This is a genomic window from Microcoleus harperi Pol14_C6 (assembly GCF_036701295.1).
GTDB lineage: Bacteria > Cyanobacteriota > Cyanobacteriia > Cyanobacteriales > Microcoleaceae > Microcoleus.
The window spans coordinates 63,966-80,309 of record NZ_JAUBQN010000018.1; the positions used below are offsets into that span (position 1 = coordinate 63,966).

A 16,344-nucleotide genomic window follows, 5' to 3' on the forward strand; every position below is an offset into this window, starting at 1 on the left:
CAATCACCAATTGCGTTAATGCTTTATCTAAAAAACTTAGTATATCATCCTACCGCCTGTCCGAATGCTATTCTGAAAAATATTAACTTAGAACTTCCCTCGCAGCAAATGGGGCTGATTGTGGGTCGCAGCGGTTCAGGCAAAAGTACGCTCTTAGAAATATTAGCAGGTTTAGCGGAAAAAACTAGCGGCGACATCCGTTGGCGGGAACAAGAATTAACACCGGAACACTTGCAACAGTTAGGAGGTTTAGTGTTCCAGTTTCCAGAAAGACATTTTTGCGGTGGCACAATTTTAGAAGAATTGCGGTTGGGGCATCCTGAATTGGGACAAGAACAAATCAACAAAGCAATGGCAGAAGTGGGACTCGGACATTTGCCACTGCGCGCTTCTCCCCACGCTTTGAGCGGCGGACAACAGCGGAGGGTAGCCTTGGCGGTGCAGCTAATTCGGCAGCCGCATTTGCTACTTTTGGACGAACCGACGGCGGGTTTGGATTGGTCGATGCGGCGGCAGTTAGTAAGCTTGTTGAGTAAGTTGAAAAGTCACTGGACTTTGTTGATTGTAACTCACGATGCTAGCGATTTGTTGAGCGTTGCCGATCGCTTTTGGACTTTAGACCACGGGGATTTGCAGGAGGTCGATCGGGCTAAGTTAGAAGCTAAGGAAACGAGTTGCGTTTGATTTTTCTGGCGTTCCCCATGGTTTCCCGGCGAATAGAATTCGCGTCTATACAAACGAAGTCCGCCTACGCGGACAGCAAGAAACAAGTGAGAATCGAACTAGATGATAAATGAGATTAAAATGCCTGTGTTGCCCCAGATGAACGAGTTGTGGCAAAAAACGCTGAACTGGCAGCCGGATGAGTCGCAGCAGCAACAATTTCAGCGGCTTTATGAGTTAATTGTTGAGGGAAATCGCTCCTTGAATTTAACCCGAATTACTGAGCCGATGGAGTTTTGGGAAAAACATTTGTGGGATTCTCTGCGGGGAATCGCCAGACTGCTGCCAGCTAATCACAATTTGGCGGAAAATCCAGAATTTGCCGCCGAGTCGGTGCAGAAAGCGATCGACATTGGGACTGGTGGGGGTTTTCCGGGGTTGCCGATCGCGATCGCCCTGCCGCATTTATCAGTTACCTTGCTCGATTCTACGCGCAAAAAAATTGCTTTTTTGGAAACAGTTGTGCCGTCTTTAGGGATAGGAAATGCGGCGACTTTGTTGGGTAGATCTGATGAAATTGCCCGACAGCCGCATCACAAACAAGCTTACGATCTAGCACTTCTTAGAGCAGTTGGAGCAGCTTCTATTTGTGCTAAATACGCGCTGCCATTCCTTAAAAATGGCGGTTTGGCTGTACTTTACCGTGGGAATTGGACGGTGGAGGAAGAAACAGAGTTGCAAAGGGCGATCGAGCATTTGGGCGGTAAAGTTGAGTCAGTCGAAGCATTCACAACGCCGACGAGTCAGGGGGCGCGGCACTGCGTTTACTTGCGGAAAGTTGTACAGCAGTTCGAGCGTCCCGTGCGCTAGCTATAGCCGTTTTTCAATACTAACTATGCTTGCCAATAAGATTGCACTGGTCACAGGTAGCTCGAAAGGAATTGGTGCTGGCATCGCCCTTGAATTAGCCAAATCGGGTGCAGATATTTGTGTCAACTATTGCGATTCTCCAACATCTGCACTCGAAGTCGTCAACCAGATTCACTCACTCGGCCGTCGCGCTATCGCGATTCAAGCAGATGTCTCACAGCGCGACCAAGTGGAAAGGATGGTGGATACGTGCGAACAAGAACTGGGTCAAATCGATATTCTAGTGACAAATGCGATCGCTAGCGTCCGAAACACCTTGCTAGAAACTAAATTTGAGGATTTACAGCGGACACTAGAAATAGGGGTGTACGGTGTGTTTCACGTATGTCAAATAGTTGCCCGCCGTATGGTGGAAAGGAAGGCCAAAGGCTCGATTATCCATATCTCATCCCCGCACGCCCATTTTCCGTATAAGGGTGCGATTGACTACAACACCACCAAAGCAGCCTGTCATCACCTCGTTCTTTCTATTGCGAATGAACTGATGTGGCACAAAATTCGGGTCAACATCCTAGAGCCTGGGTGGACTGACACTCCGGGTGAGCGACGTTGGTACAGCGACGAATTGCTTGAGTCGTTCAGCAACCAAATGCCTCTGGGCCGCATGGGATTCCCGGAAGACTTAGGCAAAGCAGCAGTTTTCCTGGCATCTGATGCGGCTGGCTACATCGCGGGCAGCGTGTTAAAGGTAGATGGTGGACTGTATATTGAGGGCAGCCCGAGTTTGACCTCAGAATCTCAAGATAAGTAGGTAGGCGACATTAAACTAATTATCTAACAGTATGTAAACAGGGCTAAGTCAGCCACGCTTAAGGCTCAGGATATTTTACAATCGTTTACTTACTTAATTGCGTTTTACAGCGCCTACCTACTTAAAACCGAGTTTGTTGTTGGGCTGTTTGCGCTCGATCGCAATAACAAACTTTGTTGAACTAAGCGTTAGCCTTGTCGTAGCGCTTGTTAATTTCCGCCCAATTAACAACATTCCACCAAGCTTTTAAGTAGTCTGCCCGCAAATTTTGGTATTTGAGATAATAAGCGTGTTCCCAAACATCGTTACCCATAATTGGATAGTTGCCATCTATCAAAGGCGTGTCTTGATTGGCCGTAGTTGTAATCTCAAGTTTGCCAGCTTTATTGCGGACTAGCCACACCCAACCGCTGCCAAAACGCTTGGCGCCGGCATCGTTAAATTTTGCTTTAAAATCGTCAACACTGCCGAAAGTTTGCTTAATTGCTGTTGCAATTGCCCCTGTGGGTTCGCCGCCCCCGTTGGGACCCATGATTTCCCAAAACATAGTGTGGTTTAGGTGTCCGCCGCCATTGTTACGCACGGTTGTGCGAATATCTTCCGGCACTTTGCTCAAATCTCGCAGCATATTTTCAGCACTCATATTTTTGAGCTGCGGGTATTTGCTGACAGCATCGTTGAGGTTTTTAACGTAAGCGGCGTGGTGTTTGTCGTGGTGAAATTGCATTGTCCGCGCATCGATGTGCGGTTCTAAAGCATTGTATTCGTAGGGCAGAGGTGGCAGTGTAAAAGGCCCCGGAGTTTGGGCTATTTTTGGACTTTCTGCAACTGGACTTGCTTGCGATACATTATTTCCTGACGCTTGGCAAGCACCTGCGGTAATAGCTCCGACGGTGGCTGTCACTAAATACAAGAAATCTCGGCGTTTGAGAGTCATAAAAAGTACCTAAGTGAATTATTAACTGTTTTATCTCAGATTAAAGCAAAATGGGAGTGAGTTGAGAAAAAAAGTTGTATCGCCCGAATGGATGAGACGGATGGGCGATGGTTGTGAGAGTTTCTCAAGTATAGGCTAATTGTGTGCGCGTAACTAACTCACGTGCTCCGGTTCACCAACCCGGTTTCTGTCTCGAAACCGGGTTTTTTTTAGATTATTCTTGGGACAAGCGCTGGATGGCTTGGCCTCCAAAAAGCCGATCGGCTGCTTGAAGAATACCGGGAATTTTAGCAGCGTGGGGACTGTGGGCTAGACAGCGGCGCAAGTCTAATTCATCGAGGCGATCGGCTTTTTGGCCGGGGAACCAGTGACTGGCATTACCTAAGAGGTTGTAGCGCATCTTGCAATAGTCTATCGTATCGTAAGCCTGCGCCAAATTCCACAGCCACAAAATCACATAAATATTAATACCTCCGGGAGTATTTTCGATAGTTGGTAAACCTACGTGCCACGTCTTAAACCAATCTTCTCCTAATTTATCAATTGCTGCTTTTTCTAACTTTTCTAATATCGGTGGCAAAATTTCATCGGCTCTATCTAACAATTCTATAGCTTTCAGATGTTCGTTAAAATCTTCAGGTTTGGCTGCGCCCAAACTCAAAGTGTGTACTTGCGGATGCGACAAACAAAACAAATCGTTAAACACCATCGGACTCAGCGGATAGCACAAGTCTACCAATTGTTGTGGCGGGTTGTAAAGTTGACCGCCTTTGTCGGAAGGACTGATAATAAAAACGCCCATATCGTGACGTTTAGCAGCTTCAATAGCGGGCCAATTACTTTGATTGATGTAGTACCAGTGCAAGTTAAGATAATCAAATTGATTAGTTTCAATTGTTTTGACAATCACATCCGTCGGGCCGTGAGTGGAAAAACCAATAAACCGAACTTTGCCTTCTACTTGCAACTTTTTCGCCACATCCATGCAGCCGCCCGGACGCATAGACTCCTCTAGCAATTCCCACGTATTAATGCCGTGTAGCGACAGTAAATCGACGTATTCTAGTTGCAAATAAGCTAAGGATTTATCAAAGTCTTCGCGAAACTCTTGGGAGTTAGGTTTGGGACTAACTTTTGTTTGCACTATCAACTTTTTGCGGGGAAAATTTGGGAAAATTCGCCCCAATTGCATCTCGGAAGTGCCGTAACCGCGAGCAGTTTCTATGTGATTGATGCCGCATTCAACCGAGTAGCGAATCGTCGCTTCTAGATTTTGTTGATTGTCTGGCGGAATTTCACTGGCTGGCACGTCTTGCCATTTGTACTGATATCTCATGCCACCACAGGAAAAGACGGGCATGAATAATTCTGTGCGACCGAATCTGCGATATTGCATCATAATCAAAGTCAAAGCTATAGCAGAAAGAAGAAGGAAGTTCGGCAACGGATTCTGTAACGGATGTCAGGAAGAAAGAAGTTCGGCAACGGATTCTGTAACGGATGTAACGGATGTAAATGATAGAAGGAAGAAGGAAGAAGGGAGAAGGAAGAATGAAGGATGAATATGTAACAATCACAAGGGTTTCATTGATTAAGAACTTCTTAATAGTCTTGGTGGTTGCTATAGGGTAAGAAACCTTGTTTTTGGTATTTTTGCGGGTTGTAAATCCCATATTGCAGCATTCTACTGAACAGGCAAGATGCCTGTTCCACAAAGAGTCTTTGACCACCAGTGAGGCAGTTTTGACTATTTAGAAATCTCCCGGACTACTGGTTTTCCGTCTTGGATTTCCCCGACTAAAACCAAATCTGTACAGTTGACAAACAAACCATTTTCTAACACACCGGGAATGTTATTCAAGCTTTTTTCCATTTCTCCCGGGTTGGCAATGTCATCAAATTTGACATCAATTACCATATTACCTTGATCGGTAATTACGGGGCCTGCTTTTTTCACGCCCATGCGGAGTTCGGGTTGGCCACCCAATTTTTCAATGGCGCGCATCACTGGTGTTAATGCCATCGGTATAACTTCGATGGGCACGCGAAAAGTCGAACCCAATTTATCTACGATTTTGGAACTGTCCACTACTACAATAAACTGAGTTGCGAGGTAATCGACTACTTTTTCGCGGGTGTGGGCAGCGCCACCACCTTTAATTAAGTTGAGGTGAGGATCTACTTCATCAGCGCCGTCAATAGCAACATCAATTCTGTCAATTTCATCTAGTGTTGTCAGCGGGACTCCGTACTGTTTGGCTAACACTTCTGATTGAAAAGATGTCGGTACTCCCTTGATATCTTTGAGTTCACCTGATTTTATGCGATCGCCCAATGCTTGAATAGTATAAGCTGTAGTTGACCCCGTGCCAAGTCCGACAATCATACCAGATTGTACGCGATCGGCAGCAGCAAAGCCGACTTGCTGTTTCATCAATTTTACGGGATCTTGTTCTGTGGTCATGTTCGGTACTCCTCAATAGTTTTAAGATTGTACCATTTAATGAAAATCGGATTTCTCGATACTTATACTTGGGATTACAACATTGAAACTCCTTACCGCGAACCTTTGGGGGGCACTCAGTCGGCTATTTGTTACTTAGCTGAGGCCTTGGCTGCACAGGGAAACGAGGTATTTTTACTCAACAATACTTCCGAGTCGGGGATGTGGCGCGGCGTTGATTGCAGGCGCAGGGTGGGGGACAAATCTAATTTAGAATTGCTGCGATCGCTCGATTTTTTAGTTATAGTCAATATAGTCGGTAAAGCGCTGAAAGTTAAGCGGCTTTTGGGGCATCACATTAAGTTAATTTTGTGGATTCATAACGAACCGGGCTTTGTATTTCTCCAATAGTTCAATAATCAGCGAGAAATCAATGCTTGCGATGCTTTTGTATTTGTCAGCGACTGGCAGCGCGAGCAATTTCATCCACCCTTTGGGATTGACTCCAATCGCTGTTGTGTTTGAAGAAATGCGATCGCACCTTGTTTTGCTAACATTTTTCCCGATAATCTTTCTATCCTAACTCATAAATATCGACCGCCCATTCTAGCTTACACCCTCACTCCATTTCGGGGACTCGATATTTTGTTAAAAGTCTTTCCCGAAATTCGTCAAGCTGTCCCCGGAACCAGATTAAAAGTATTTTCAAGCATGAAAGTACACCAAATAGACGACAATGATAACAAGCTTTTTGTCGGTCAACTTTACCGCCCGTGTCAGGAAACAGAATTCGTCGAGTACATCGGTTCCGTACCCCCACCCGAACTCGTCCGGCAACTGCGTTCAGTTGCCGTTTTAGCTTACCTGAATACCTATTTAGAAACCTCATCTATTGCCGTGATGGAGGCAATGGCCAGCGGTTGCCGGATTGTGACGAGTGAATTGGCAGCTTGGCCGGAAACAACTGCTGGATTTGCCCGTCTAGTTTCCATGTCAGGGGTGGAAAATTTTGCATCGATAACTAATTGGAAGCCGGCGGGCTAACCAGATTGGGAGGGATATACAAGGCGATTTTTAGAAGCCGTAGTTGGAGTTTTAAATGAGGACACGGGTGCGGGTGGCGCAACTGCTGAAAATCATCTGAGACAGCAGGTAGAATATATAAATCGAGGGTGTACTTGGTCTGTGCGATCCCGATAGTGGTTAGAATGGTTGAATATTATTAGTGTAAAAACTGTAAGAGTGGCAGAGCAAATGAGCCGGAATTCTTTAGTAGGTTTAGAGGCAGTGAGAGATTATTTTCAGAAGGGAAATTGGCTGAAAGATCGAGGTAATCTCGGTGGCGCAATCGAGAAATATCAGAAAGCTTTAGAGTTTAATCCAGGAGATGCAGAAGTTCATAAAAAGTTGGCGGAAGTTTATGTTTTGCAAGGAGAATTTGAAAAGGCGATCGCCTCTTGCCATGTCGCTCTTAAATTTCAACCCAATTTTGCTCCTGCTTACTTAACAATAGGCAATGCTTTGCAGAGTCAAGGCAAGCTGGAAATGGCAATTGAAGCTTACTTGCAAGCTTTAGAAATTCAGCCGGAATTTGCTGAAGCCAGCGCGAATATCGGCAGTATGTATTACAAGTTAGGGCAATTGGAACAGGCGGCAAATTATTACCAGAAAGCTCTGGTAATTAATCCTCAATTGTGTTCGGTCAATATGATGCTGGGCAGCGTTTTTCAGCAGCAAGGAAAGTTAGATGCAGCAATTACTTGCTATCAAAAAGTGTTGCAACAGCAACCGGGAGATGCCAGCGCTGCTGAGAAACTATCGAGTTTGATCGCACAAAAAGATCGGCAAACTACTGACAGCAACTTTATCGAATTAGAAACAGAATCAGGCGAACAGCAACCAGTATCTGTCAACAAAGATGAAGGCTACGGCTTGCAGCCTTCGAGCATCAATTTGCCGCCAGCACCCACCACTGAAACTTTAAATACTCCGTTTACCAACCCCGCCGAACTTTCCGAACAAGTTACCTCGCTAAATGTTCCAGATAGCGGACAAGTTGCCAATTTTCAAGAAGTAGAACCCTACAAAAAACTGGCAGAACAGTTTTTAGTTCAAGGTAAAATTAAAGAGGCGATCGCAGCGTGCCAGCAAGCGATAAAAATCCGACCAGATTTCATCCACGCTTACGTCACTTTAGGCAATGCTTTGCAAGCAGAAGGCAAAAATGAAGCTGCGATTCGATCGTATTCTCAAGCCCTAGAATTGCAGCCAAATTTTGCAGAAGTGCGCGCCAATATCGGCAGTATGTATTTCAAAATGGGGCGTTTGGAAGAAGCGATCGCCCATTACCAGCAAGCGATTGCCCTAAGTCCAAATTTAGCGGGAGCTCACTGGAATTTAGGGAAAGTATATCAGAAACACGGCAACATCGAAGCAGCGATCGCCTGTTTTAAAAGAACATCCGAACTCAACCCGCAGCTAGTCGGCGCAGACTTCCACTTTAACTTAGGTAATCGACTTTTCAGCCAAGGAAAGCGCGAGGAAGCCATCGAAAGCTACGAAAAAGCGATCGCCATTAAACCGGATTGGGCCGAAGCTTACGGTAACATCGGCAGCGCGCGATCGCAACAAGGCAATCTCGACGCCGCCATCGCTTATTATCAGAAAGCTGTAGCTTTAAAGCCGCAATTAGAAGTTTTGCACTTCAATATAGCCAATTCTTTTTTGCAGCAAAACAAGTACGACGAAGCAATTACTAATTACCGCAATACTCTGCAAATCAAGCCCGATTGGCCAGAAGTTCACGCTAACCTCGGCAGTTGTTTTTCCATGCAGGGGCGGCTAGAAGAAGCTTTAGCCAGCTATCAGCAAGCCCTGGTATTAAAACCGGATTGGGCAGAGGTTTACTGCCGGATGGGACACATTCAGAAACAAGATAAGCCGTTGGAGGCGATCGCCAATTTTGAGAAAGCGATTCAATGCAACCCCAAATATAGCGAAGCCTACCAACAATTGTGTGACTTACTAAGCCATTCCACCAACCTCGCCGGAGCCCGCAGCGTAGCCGACAAATACTGCGAAAACTGCGGCGAAAATGCCCCAGTCATGTCAGCTACAGCCTATGTCTTTTCCTACCTGCAATCAGGTGTCAGCAAACAGGCAATTCAGAAACTCGAAGAAATCGAAAACCTCTGCTACGAAAAGATCGAAAGTTTTAGCGTAATGGAACTAAAACTCCTCTACGAAATCTTTCTGTTTGCAGTTTCTCACCTGCGAGACAACCGCGAAAAAAATGCCAGTTTCTACAGACTCATTGCCAAAGAATACTACCAAAAAGCCGTCCCGCTGCGGCAGCAAGTTAACAGAAGCAACCTAGCCAATTACCAAACAAAAGAACAGCGTCATTTAAAAATCGGCTTCCTTTCCAAACACTTCCGCCGCCACTCAGTAGGCTGGTGCAGCGAAGCTTTAATTCGCGAATTAAGCCACATCACCCCCCACGTTCACCTTTACGTCACCGGGAAACTCCACCGAGATGAAGTTACACAGCGGTTTGAAGACATGGCGGGCAAGTTTTACTGGCCTAAAAAATATCCAAACGGCTTTGCTGATGGCGGTGAAATCTTCGCGGAAGTAGCGCAAGACAACTTGGATGTTTTGATAGACTTAGACTCGATGACAGTCCCAACAAATGTCGAAGTTCTGTATCAATATCCTGCGGGGATTTGCGTATCTTGGCTGGGATTTGACGCGCCCTACATTTCAGAGAATCACTACTTTCTCTGCGACGAACACACTCATCCCCGTGGTGTGGAAAAAAATTACTTAGAACAGTTAGTAAGATTGCCTGTTGGTTCGGTAGCAATTGGCGCACTGCAAAGCATTCCTGTGAATCGAGAGGCGATTAGAAATGCTCTGGGAATTGGCTTGGATCAAATGACTTATCTGTGCGTTGCGCCAGGGCGAAAAACCAATCCCGAAATGGTACGAGCTCAAGTTACAATTCTTAAGGAAGTACCAGAGAGTGTGTTAATCCGCAAAGGTCAAGGCGACCCCGATGTTATTCACAGCACTTACCGCGAAGAATGCGAAATTCAGGGAGTAGATTTTGGTCGGATTAAGTTTATAGGGCAAACCAGAAGTGAAGAAGAACACCGGGCTATTTATTATGTAGCCGACGTGCTTTTAGATTCCTATCCTTACAACGGCGGGACTCACAATTTAGAGGCTTTGTGGGCGAATTTGCCAGTCGTAACTCGATCCGGCGACCAATATCTTTCGCGCATGGGTTACGCTTTTCTGAAAAGTGCAAATCTTGATGTTGGTGCGGCGTGGAGTTGGGAAGAATACACGCAGTGGGGAGTTAAGTTTGGCCGCGATGCTGGTTTCAGAAATGCTGTGAAAGAGCATTTAATAAAATCTAAGCAGCCAGAACATCTCGCACCTTTGTGGAATCCTAAAAAGTTGGCTGAGGAGATGTATGAGGTGTTTCAAAAACTGTTAGCTAAATAGGTTAGTCAGTTGTCAGTTGTCAGTAATCATTAGAAGGAAAAATTTCCGCATCTCTTACTCTTCCCCTCTTTCTGTGAAGTCTTGTAACAATCTTCGTGGAAATGCGTAAAAATTCCGCGCCGAGTCTGATAGATAAATAGCTGATTCATAGTACCGCGATCTCACTAACTTTATGCCAGTTAGGGCGATCGCTTTTTTTGTGGTGCCAGTTTGAAAAAGGAATGCAACTGTAGACAAGCTCCAAACGACCAGCTTCATCAGTCATTCCCAATTCTAAAATCTAAAATCTAAAATCTAAAATCTAAAATAACCCGACTACTGACTAATCACTAATAGCCACTCGATCGCGCCCGCCAGACTTAGCTCTATAAAGCGCCTTATCCGCAGCTTCAATCAGCATTTTCGGCGAGTTTTGACCTTCAAAAATCGTCGCCACCCCCATGCTAAGTGTCACGCAATCGCTGACAACAGACTTAATGTGGGGAATTGCTAAGGCTTTGACGCGGCTGCGGATTCCCTCAGCAACAGCCTGTGCAGCCACGATATCCGTATTTGGCAAAATTACCCCAAATTCCTCGCCGCCGTACCTAGCAGCCAAATAGAGGCGTTGTGCGGGTGCGTTCGTGCAAGCATCTCCGATCACCCGCGCCACTTGCTGCAAACAAGCATCCCCGGCTTGGTGGCCGTAATTGTCGTTGTAAAGTTTAAAACAGTCAATGTCGCACATAATCAAAGATAGCGGTTCCGAAGAACTCGACTGCTCCCATTCTCGGTTGATCACCTCGTCAAAACGGCGGCGGTTAGCTAGTTGAGTTAAACTGTCCAAATTCGCCAACCCGTCCAACCGCTGGTTGGCCGCTGCTAGCTGCTGGTAAAGTAAAGATTGTTCGATCGCGATCGCAACTTGAGTACCCAACTGACTCAGCAAATCCACATCAAACTGCTGCCACTGGCGCGGTCCCGAACAGTGGTGGGCAATCAGCAAACCCCACAACTTCGGCACTTGACAAGAACCGTTACCTTCCCTGGGTTCAATTCCCTGCTGGACAATCGGCACCACCAAATTTGCCTTCACCTGACAAGTCTCCAAAAATTTAAGGTGACACTCGCTCAAATTAGAAGCATGAATATCCTCTATGGCGCGGATGCGGCCCTTTAAATACTGTCCGATGTAAGTATTTGCAAAACAGCAATCGTCAATTCCCATCCCCTTCAGTGGAATCCATCCTTCTCCAACCGACTCCACCACCACATCTCCGTTCCAGTCGGGTCGGAAGCGGAAAACCAGCACGCGATCGGTTACCAAAAACTCCCGCACTTCCGCTACTGTAGTGTTGAGAATATCTTGGAGATCCAGAGAAGAACGGATGCGCGATTGAATCTGCCCGATCAGGCGTTCCCGTTCTATTTGTTGCCGCAGCGCGACTTGGGCTTGCTTACTTTTAGTAATGTCTCGACCTTCGGGCAGCAACAATACTATTTTGCCCGTTTCATCCGCAACCGGTTTGAGAGAAAAATCAACAGTTGCCGTCCGATTTACACCTTGAACTTCCACTTCATAGCGAACAAATTCACCTTTTGCCGAGCGAGAAATCGCCTCTTGCAACTGTTCCTGAACTTCCTCAGAATCTCCCCACCAAGGCAACAGCCAAAACGGTTTATTGGCCACATCCCGCAGCTTAATTCCCGCAAAATCCAGAGAAGTTTGGTTAGCTTCCAGCAGAGTGCCGTCCGGTTTCAATAAGCTCACAAATTGGAAAGAAGAATCAAAAATTGCCCGAAAGCGCCTTTGAGAATCTCCCAACATTGCCGTCACCTTTTCGCGAGATGTAATATCGCGGAAGCGCCACACCCTGCCAATAATATTTTGTCCGACTCGAATTGGCTGCGTGTAGCGCTCAAAAGTGCGGCCGTCTTTAAATTCTAGAATATCGCAACCTTCCGACTCCGCATCGCTATAAAATTCTTTAACTCTCTGCAAAAAAGCCCTCGGATCTTTAACTTGCTGAGTCAGAAATGCCAGACGCACCGTTCTATCCATTGAGTTTCTAACTTCTTCATAAATTCCCCACATTTGAACTAACTTTTCGTTAAAACTAATCAGTTCTCCGGCGGTAGTAACGGCGAGAATGCCGTCTGCCGTTGCTTCCAAGGTAGCGTGCAGCAGAGAGCGCGATCGCTCTAATTCTGCTGCGGTCAATTTGCGTTCCGTCAGGTCTCGGACTGCTTTAACCTGTACTAAACGACCTTCCCAAAATACGAACTTGCTGCGAACGTCAGCAGGAAAAGCAGTTCCATCTCGCTTAAGAAAAATCGTTTCACAGACTGTATTGCTGGCAGCAGAAATCATTTGCGGCGCCTGTTTGTATGATTTCGGCGACAGTAGTTCTAGCAAGCTCATTCCCACCATTTCCGCAGGTTCGTAACCGAAAAGTTGGGCAAAATTACTGCTGACGCTCAAAATTGTGTCGCGGTCAGCCACGGCAACTGCTTCAAAATAAGCTTCGCATTCGAGCAAGCGTGCTGCTGAGTGGCTGCTGCCATTTTCGCCAGAGGAGTAGCTGTTGTTAATTAGCTGTTGCAGTTGCGTATTTGCCGAGTACAAAGCAGTCATGGCTTGCCTGTACATAGCAGTACGTTTCTCGACTTTTTCTGCAAGGCGATCGCGATATTCTCGCAGTTCTCTTTCGACTTTAATTAAATCAGTAATATCTACTGCAAACACGATTACACCAGCGACTTTACCTGTTTCATCGCGGTAAGGTATTTTATCTGTACGCACCCAGCATTTTTGACCAAAAACTGTTGGTAGCAGTTCGACTTGGCCCTGCTTGGGAACGCCAGAATTGATTACTTCCAAATCTTCTAAATAATATTGCTCTGCTTCGTCTGGATAGATTTCATAAAAAGATTTACCTTCTAATTGAGCTGCGGGCAAACCTCTCGATGCAGCGGCGGCTTGATTAATTCGCAGCAGGCGACTTTCGGTATCTTTGAGCCAAATCATCGCCGGCACGGAATCAAAAATAATTTGCTGTTCTTGTTGCTGCAGGCGGAGTTCGGCTTCTGCTTGTTTTCTTTTAATTATTTCTTTTTGCAGTTTTTGGTTAGCTTTTTTGAGTTCAGCAGTGCGTCTTTCTACTCTTTCTTCTAGTTGATCGTAGTATTGGGTCAGCAAGTTTTGCTGCTGTTCGTGCCGCATTGCTTCTAATTTTAACTTTTCGCTAGCTGACAAACTTGAGGATACAAAATCTGCTAATATTTGGATAAATTCGTGTTCTTCTTCCGTCCAATCACCATCGGAACCCTGGCGTTCGGCGCTGACTATTCCTAACCTTTGACCTGCTAGCACAATCGGTACGTTTAACAGGGAAGTCGTGCCCCGATCGAGTAAATAAAGGCCGACAAGTTCTCGCGTTCTGGGGTCATTTTCTGCTGCCACAGTAGCGATCGCACTTGCAGATTTTAAAGCTTGAAAATATCCCGGACAGTCGGCTGCTGTGATAATGATTTGTACGGAATGGAGTTTAGTATTTTTTTCGTAAAGGTCGATGCAGTGAAGCTGCGTTTTGTCTTCGCCATACAGCCAAATACTGGCTCGATCGCAGTTGACAATACTGACAGCGGTTTCTGTTACTTCACGGATGAATTCTTCTATATTGTGGCGTTCTTTAAGTTGACTTTTGGCTAATTTTGCGATCGCTAAAGTTGGACTGCGCCAATTTCCTCTCTGGTTGGGCGACGTGGGTGACTGCGAAGCAGCCTTAATTTCTTCGCAAACTAACAGTACAGCCGGCCGTTGGAAATTGGCAAGTGAGCGACCATTAGTGTTTTCCTCTATTTTCCAATCTACCGCAGGCATTGCCCGCGCGGTTGCTTTTACCCAGATAATCCTGCCGTCTTTGCAAGTCAAGCAGCCTTCCCAACAGGCAACTTTTGGAGTTTGCTTACCGTTTTCCTGCTGTGCCAATCCGGCAAATTCACTTTGCATTGTCCCTTGATATTGGCAGGAAAATATGTTAAAAATTGAATGACAAATTAATTCCTGCGATTTGTAGGCTAGTCTCGCCTCGCCGAATTGATTGAGAGAAAAAACTCTTCCCAAAGCGTCTAGAACAAAGTAAATGCCCGGAAAATTGTCGTAGAGAGTTCTATACCAATCCTGTTCGACTTGTTTGCTGCACGACTGTTTTGCTGCTGCAAGCTCGCCGTCAGTGCGGGTCAAGTGAGAATTGTTGGTTTCTGGGTTGCTTGAATTAAATTTTTTAGCAAACACTTTTGGCTTAACTCGACTGTAATTAATTTTACTTTCTGGAATTTAACTTTCTTGTGAAACTAAATTAAACCTGTTGTTTGAAAAAAGTTACAAGTTGTAACAAAATTACAACTTGTCCAGTGTGCTGGTTTTCGCTTTCCCATGCAACCACTTTGTTTGTAGTGGGTAGACCGTCTCTCGGCAATATTTCCCGCTAGTTGCAATGCCAGCAGGTTTAGCTGCAACTACCCAGTCTGTACTTTTAGCATCCTAGACAATAAAAAAATCGGCAATCAATAGTTTTAAGTATATATGATAACACTCAAATACCTAGTATTGGGACTGACCTACTTGGGATTCGGTTTGGGATATTTGCCGGGGCTGCGGGTGAACCGGGCGGCGGTTGCAATTATCGGGTCAGCTTTTGCGGTGGCTTTGGGGATACTCGACCTGAAAACTGCTTGGGAGGCGATCGACCCCAATACGATCGTTTTTTTGCTCGGAATGATGATCGTTAATTCCGCTTTGGGAGCATCGGGGTTTTTTCAACTCGCTTTGGAGTTTTTAACTCGCTTTACTCGTTCTCCTTTCGGCATTATAGTAGCCGTTACTTTTGGCAGCGGCATTCTATCGGCATTTTTTCTTAACGACACTACTGCTATTTTGCTGGCTCCTTTAACACTGAGTCTGACTCGCTCTTTGTCTCTCAATCCTATCCCTTATCTTTTGGCTTTAGCCGGAGGTACTAATTTAGGTTCGGTGGCGACGGTGAGTGGGAATCCGCAAAATATTCTCGTCGGTTCTTTTTCGGGAATTAGTTATTTGGAATTTGCCGCCTCTCTAGCCCCAGTCGCTTTAATTTGTTTGCTGGTTCAAGTAGCTTGGCTGTGGTTCCTTTATCCAGAAGTGCGTTCTTGCAAATCTTTGCCGGAGGTTACTCAAGTCAGGTATCGATTGTTCAAGCCTTTACTAGCAAAAAGTTTGTGGGTGACAGCAGGACTTTTAGTAGCTTTTTTGGCGGGAGCACCTTTAGCAGAATCTGCCTGGATAGCTGCCAGTATATTGTTAATTACTAGACGCGTCAAGTCCGATCGCCTCTTGCAGGGCGTCGATTGGAATTTGCTAGTAATGTTTGGGGGATTGTTTGTGGTGACTAAAGCCACTCAACAACTGGGTTTGTTGGACAATTTAACTAATTTGACTAATACACCGCTGAGTTTGTTAGGAGTAACGGTAATTCTTTCTAACTTAATTTCAAATGTACCCGCAGTTTTAGTTCTGCAATCCGTAATTGTCAAAACAGATACACAAGCTTGGCTGTTGTTGGCGGCGGGTTCTACTCTGGCGGGGAATTTAACTTTGTTGGGTTCCGTGGCTAATTTGATTGTAGCTGAGGTTGCAGGGAAATCAGGCGATCGGCTGACTTTTAAAGAACATTTGCGGTTCGGGCTGCCGCTGACTTTCGTTACTTTAGCCATAGCTTATTTTTGGCTGTACTAAAAGGCTATAATCATAACCCTATGATGCTTCTACAATAGACCTTTTGCAAAAAAAAATTATGATATAATGAGAAGTTTTGCTTTACTATATCAAATCCCAGATCCTAACTTAATTTTCAAAAACTTTTGCTAGAAACAAGATTAAATGCTAAAAAATCCTGTTTTTATTTACACAACAACTAACTCATGACTGGAGTTTAGACTAAGACAGAATAAAGAGGCGCATTACTGTAGATTGAATGCAATAAAAGATGAGCGAGCGAAAACTTCTGATTAGGGAGTTTAGACTAAGACAGAATAAAGAGGCGCATTACTGTAGATTGAATGCAATAAAAGATGAGCGAGCGAAAACTT

Annotated in this window: 13 protein-coding genes; 9 read left to right on the plus strand and 4 right to left on the minus strand. The window is 45.4% G+C overall.

Going from position 1 to position 16,344, the window contains the following annotated elements:
* Positions 1-18: 18 nt before the first annotated feature.
* From QUA27_RS14385 to QUA27_RS14395, 3 genes are all read left to right on the plus strand, one after another.
* On the plus strand, positions 19-684 hold the full coding sequence (locus tag QUA27_RS14385) for an ABC transporter ATP-binding protein (RefSeq protein ID WP_333068698.1): 666 nt from the start codon (positions 19-21) through the stop codon (positions 682-684).
* A 102-nt stretch (positions 685-786) separates the two neighbouring features.
* Positions 787-1,533, plus strand: coding sequence for a 16S rRNA (guanine(527)-N(7))-methyltransferase RsmG (rsmG, locus tag QUA27_RS14390; RefSeq protein ID WP_333068699.1), 747 nt, complete (start codon positions 787-789; stop codon positions 1,531-1,533).
* A 25-nt stretch (positions 1,534-1,558) separates the two neighbouring features.
* Positions 1,559-2,344 (plus strand): SDR family NAD(P)-dependent oxidoreductase, encoded by a 786-nt coding sequence (locus QUA27_RS14395; protein WP_333068700.1) that lies wholly within the window; start codon positions 1,559-1,561, stop codon positions 2,342-2,344.
* A 181-nt stretch (positions 2,345-2,525) separates the two neighbouring features.
* On the opposite strand, the gene QUA27_RS14400 is transcribed toward QUA27_RS14395, so the two are convergent.
* Complete coding sequence (locus QUA27_RS14400; RefSeq protein WP_333068701.1) at positions 2,526-3,281, minus strand: Fe-Mn family superoxide dismutase; 756 nt, start codon at positions 3,279-3,281, stop codon at positions 2,526-2,528.
* A 214-nt stretch (positions 3,282-3,495) separates the two neighbouring features.
* Positions 3,496-4,680 (minus strand): aldo/keto reductase, encoded by a 1,185-nt coding sequence (locus QUA27_RS14405; protein ID WP_445251509.1) that lies wholly within the window; start codon positions 4,678-4,680, stop codon positions 3,496-3,498.
* On the opposite strand from QUA27_RS14405, the gene QUA27_RS14410 reads away from it, so the two are divergent.
* Entirely contained in the window at positions 4,640-4,843 is a 204-nt protein-coding gene (locus QUA27_RS14410) for a hypothetical protein (protein ID WP_333068751.1), read from the plus strand. The genes QUA27_RS14405 and QUA27_RS14410 overlap by 41 nt on opposite strands.
* A gap of 185 nt (positions 4,844-5,028) precedes the next feature.
* Here the strand turns inward: QUA27_RS14410 and rpiA are convergent, their stop codons facing one another.
* Positions 5,029-5,745, minus strand: a complete 717-nt coding sequence (gene rpiA, locus QUA27_RS14415; RefSeq protein ID WP_333068702.1) for a ribose-5-phosphate isomerase RpiA — start codon at positions 5,743-5,745, stop codon at positions 5,029-5,031.
* A gap of 39 nt (positions 5,746-5,784) precedes the next feature.
* On the opposite strand from rpiA, the gene QUA27_RS14420 reads away from it, so the two are divergent.
* From QUA27_RS14420 to QUA27_RS14435, 4 genes are all read left to right on the plus strand, one after another.
* A complete protein-coding gene (locus QUA27_RS14420; RefSeq protein WP_333068703.1) occupies positions 5,785-6,135 on the plus strand; it encodes a hypothetical protein in 351 nt (116 codons plus the stop codon).
* Between the two features lie 22 nt (positions 6,136-6,157).
* A complete protein-coding gene (locus tag QUA27_RS14425) occupies positions 6,158-6,307 on the plus strand; it encodes a hypothetical protein (RefSeq protein WP_333068704.1) in 150 nt (49 codons plus the stop codon).
* Positions 6,308-6,366: 59 nt separating this feature from the next.
* Positions 6,367-6,768: a glycosyltransferase gene (locus QUA27_RS14430; protein ID WP_510175260.1), complete on the plus strand. Its 402-nt coding sequence runs from the start codon at positions 6,367-6,369 to the stop codon at positions 6,766-6,768.
* Between the two features lie 210 nt (positions 6,769-6,978).
* Positions 6,979-10,236, plus strand: coding sequence for a tetratricopeptide repeat protein (locus QUA27_RS14435; protein WP_333068705.1), 3,258 nt, complete (start codon positions 6,979-6,981; stop codon positions 10,234-10,236).
* Between the two features lie 322 nt (positions 10,237-10,558).
* On the opposite strand, the gene QUA27_RS14440 is transcribed toward QUA27_RS14435, so the two are convergent.
* Positions 10,559-14,512: a PAS domain S-box protein gene (locus QUA27_RS14440; protein WP_333068706.1), complete on the minus strand. Its 3,954-nt coding sequence runs from the start codon at positions 14,510-14,512 to the stop codon at positions 10,559-10,561.
* Between the two features lie 291 nt (positions 14,513-14,803).
* Between QUA27_RS14440 and QUA27_RS14445 the strand changes: the two genes are divergently transcribed.
* Positions 14,804-15,991: an anion transporter gene (locus tag QUA27_RS14445; protein WP_333068707.1), complete on the plus strand. Its 1,188-nt coding sequence runs from the start codon at positions 14,804-14,806 to the stop codon at positions 15,989-15,991.
* Positions 15,992-16,344 lie beyond the last annotated feature (353 nt).

Excerpts from the sequence above, each read along its gene's own strand:
- QUA27_RS14410 (WP_333068751.1), top strand. The coding sequence starts at position 4,640 with ATGAATAATTCTGTGCGACCGAATCTGCGATATTGCATCATAATCAAA.
- QUA27_RS14405 (WP_445251509.1), bottom strand. The coding sequence starts at position 4,680 with ATGATGCAATATCGCAGATTCGGTCGCACAGAATTATTCATGCCCGTC.
- QUA27_RS14435 (WP_333068705.1), top strand. The coding sequence starts at position 6,979 with ATGAGCCGGAATTCTTTAGTAGGTTTAGAGGCAGTGAGAGATTATTTT.
- QUA27_RS14400 (WP_333068701.1), bottom strand. The coding sequence starts at position 3,281 with ATGACTCTCAAACGCCGAGATTTCTTGTATTTAGTGACAGCCACCGTC.
- QUA27_RS14385 (WP_333068698.1), top strand. The coding sequence starts at position 19 with ATGCTTTATCTAAAAAACTTAGTATATCATCCTACCGCCTGTCCGAAT.
- QUA27_RS14420 (WP_333068703.1), top strand. The coding sequence starts at position 5,785 with ATGAAAATCGGATTTCTCGATACTTATACTTGGGATTACAACATTGAA.
- rpiA (WP_333068702.1), bottom strand. The coding sequence starts at position 5,745 with ATGACCACAGAACAAGATCCCGTAAAATTGATGAAACAGCAAGTCGGC.
- QUA27_RS14395 (WP_333068700.1), top strand. The coding sequence starts at position 1,559 with ATGCTTGCCAATAAGATTGCACTGGTCACAGGTAGCTCGAAAGGAATT.
- QUA27_RS14425 (WP_333068704.1), top strand. The coding sequence starts at position 6,158 with ATGCTTGCGATGCTTTTGTATTTGTCAGCGACTGGCAGCGCGAGCAAT.
- rsmG (WP_333068699.1), top strand. The coding sequence starts at position 787 with ATGATAAATGAGATTAAAATGCCTGTGTTGCCCCAGATGAACGAGTTG.
- QUA27_RS14445 (WP_333068707.1), top strand. The coding sequence starts at position 14,804 with ATGATAACACTCAAATACCTAGTATTGGGACTGACCTACTTGGGATTC.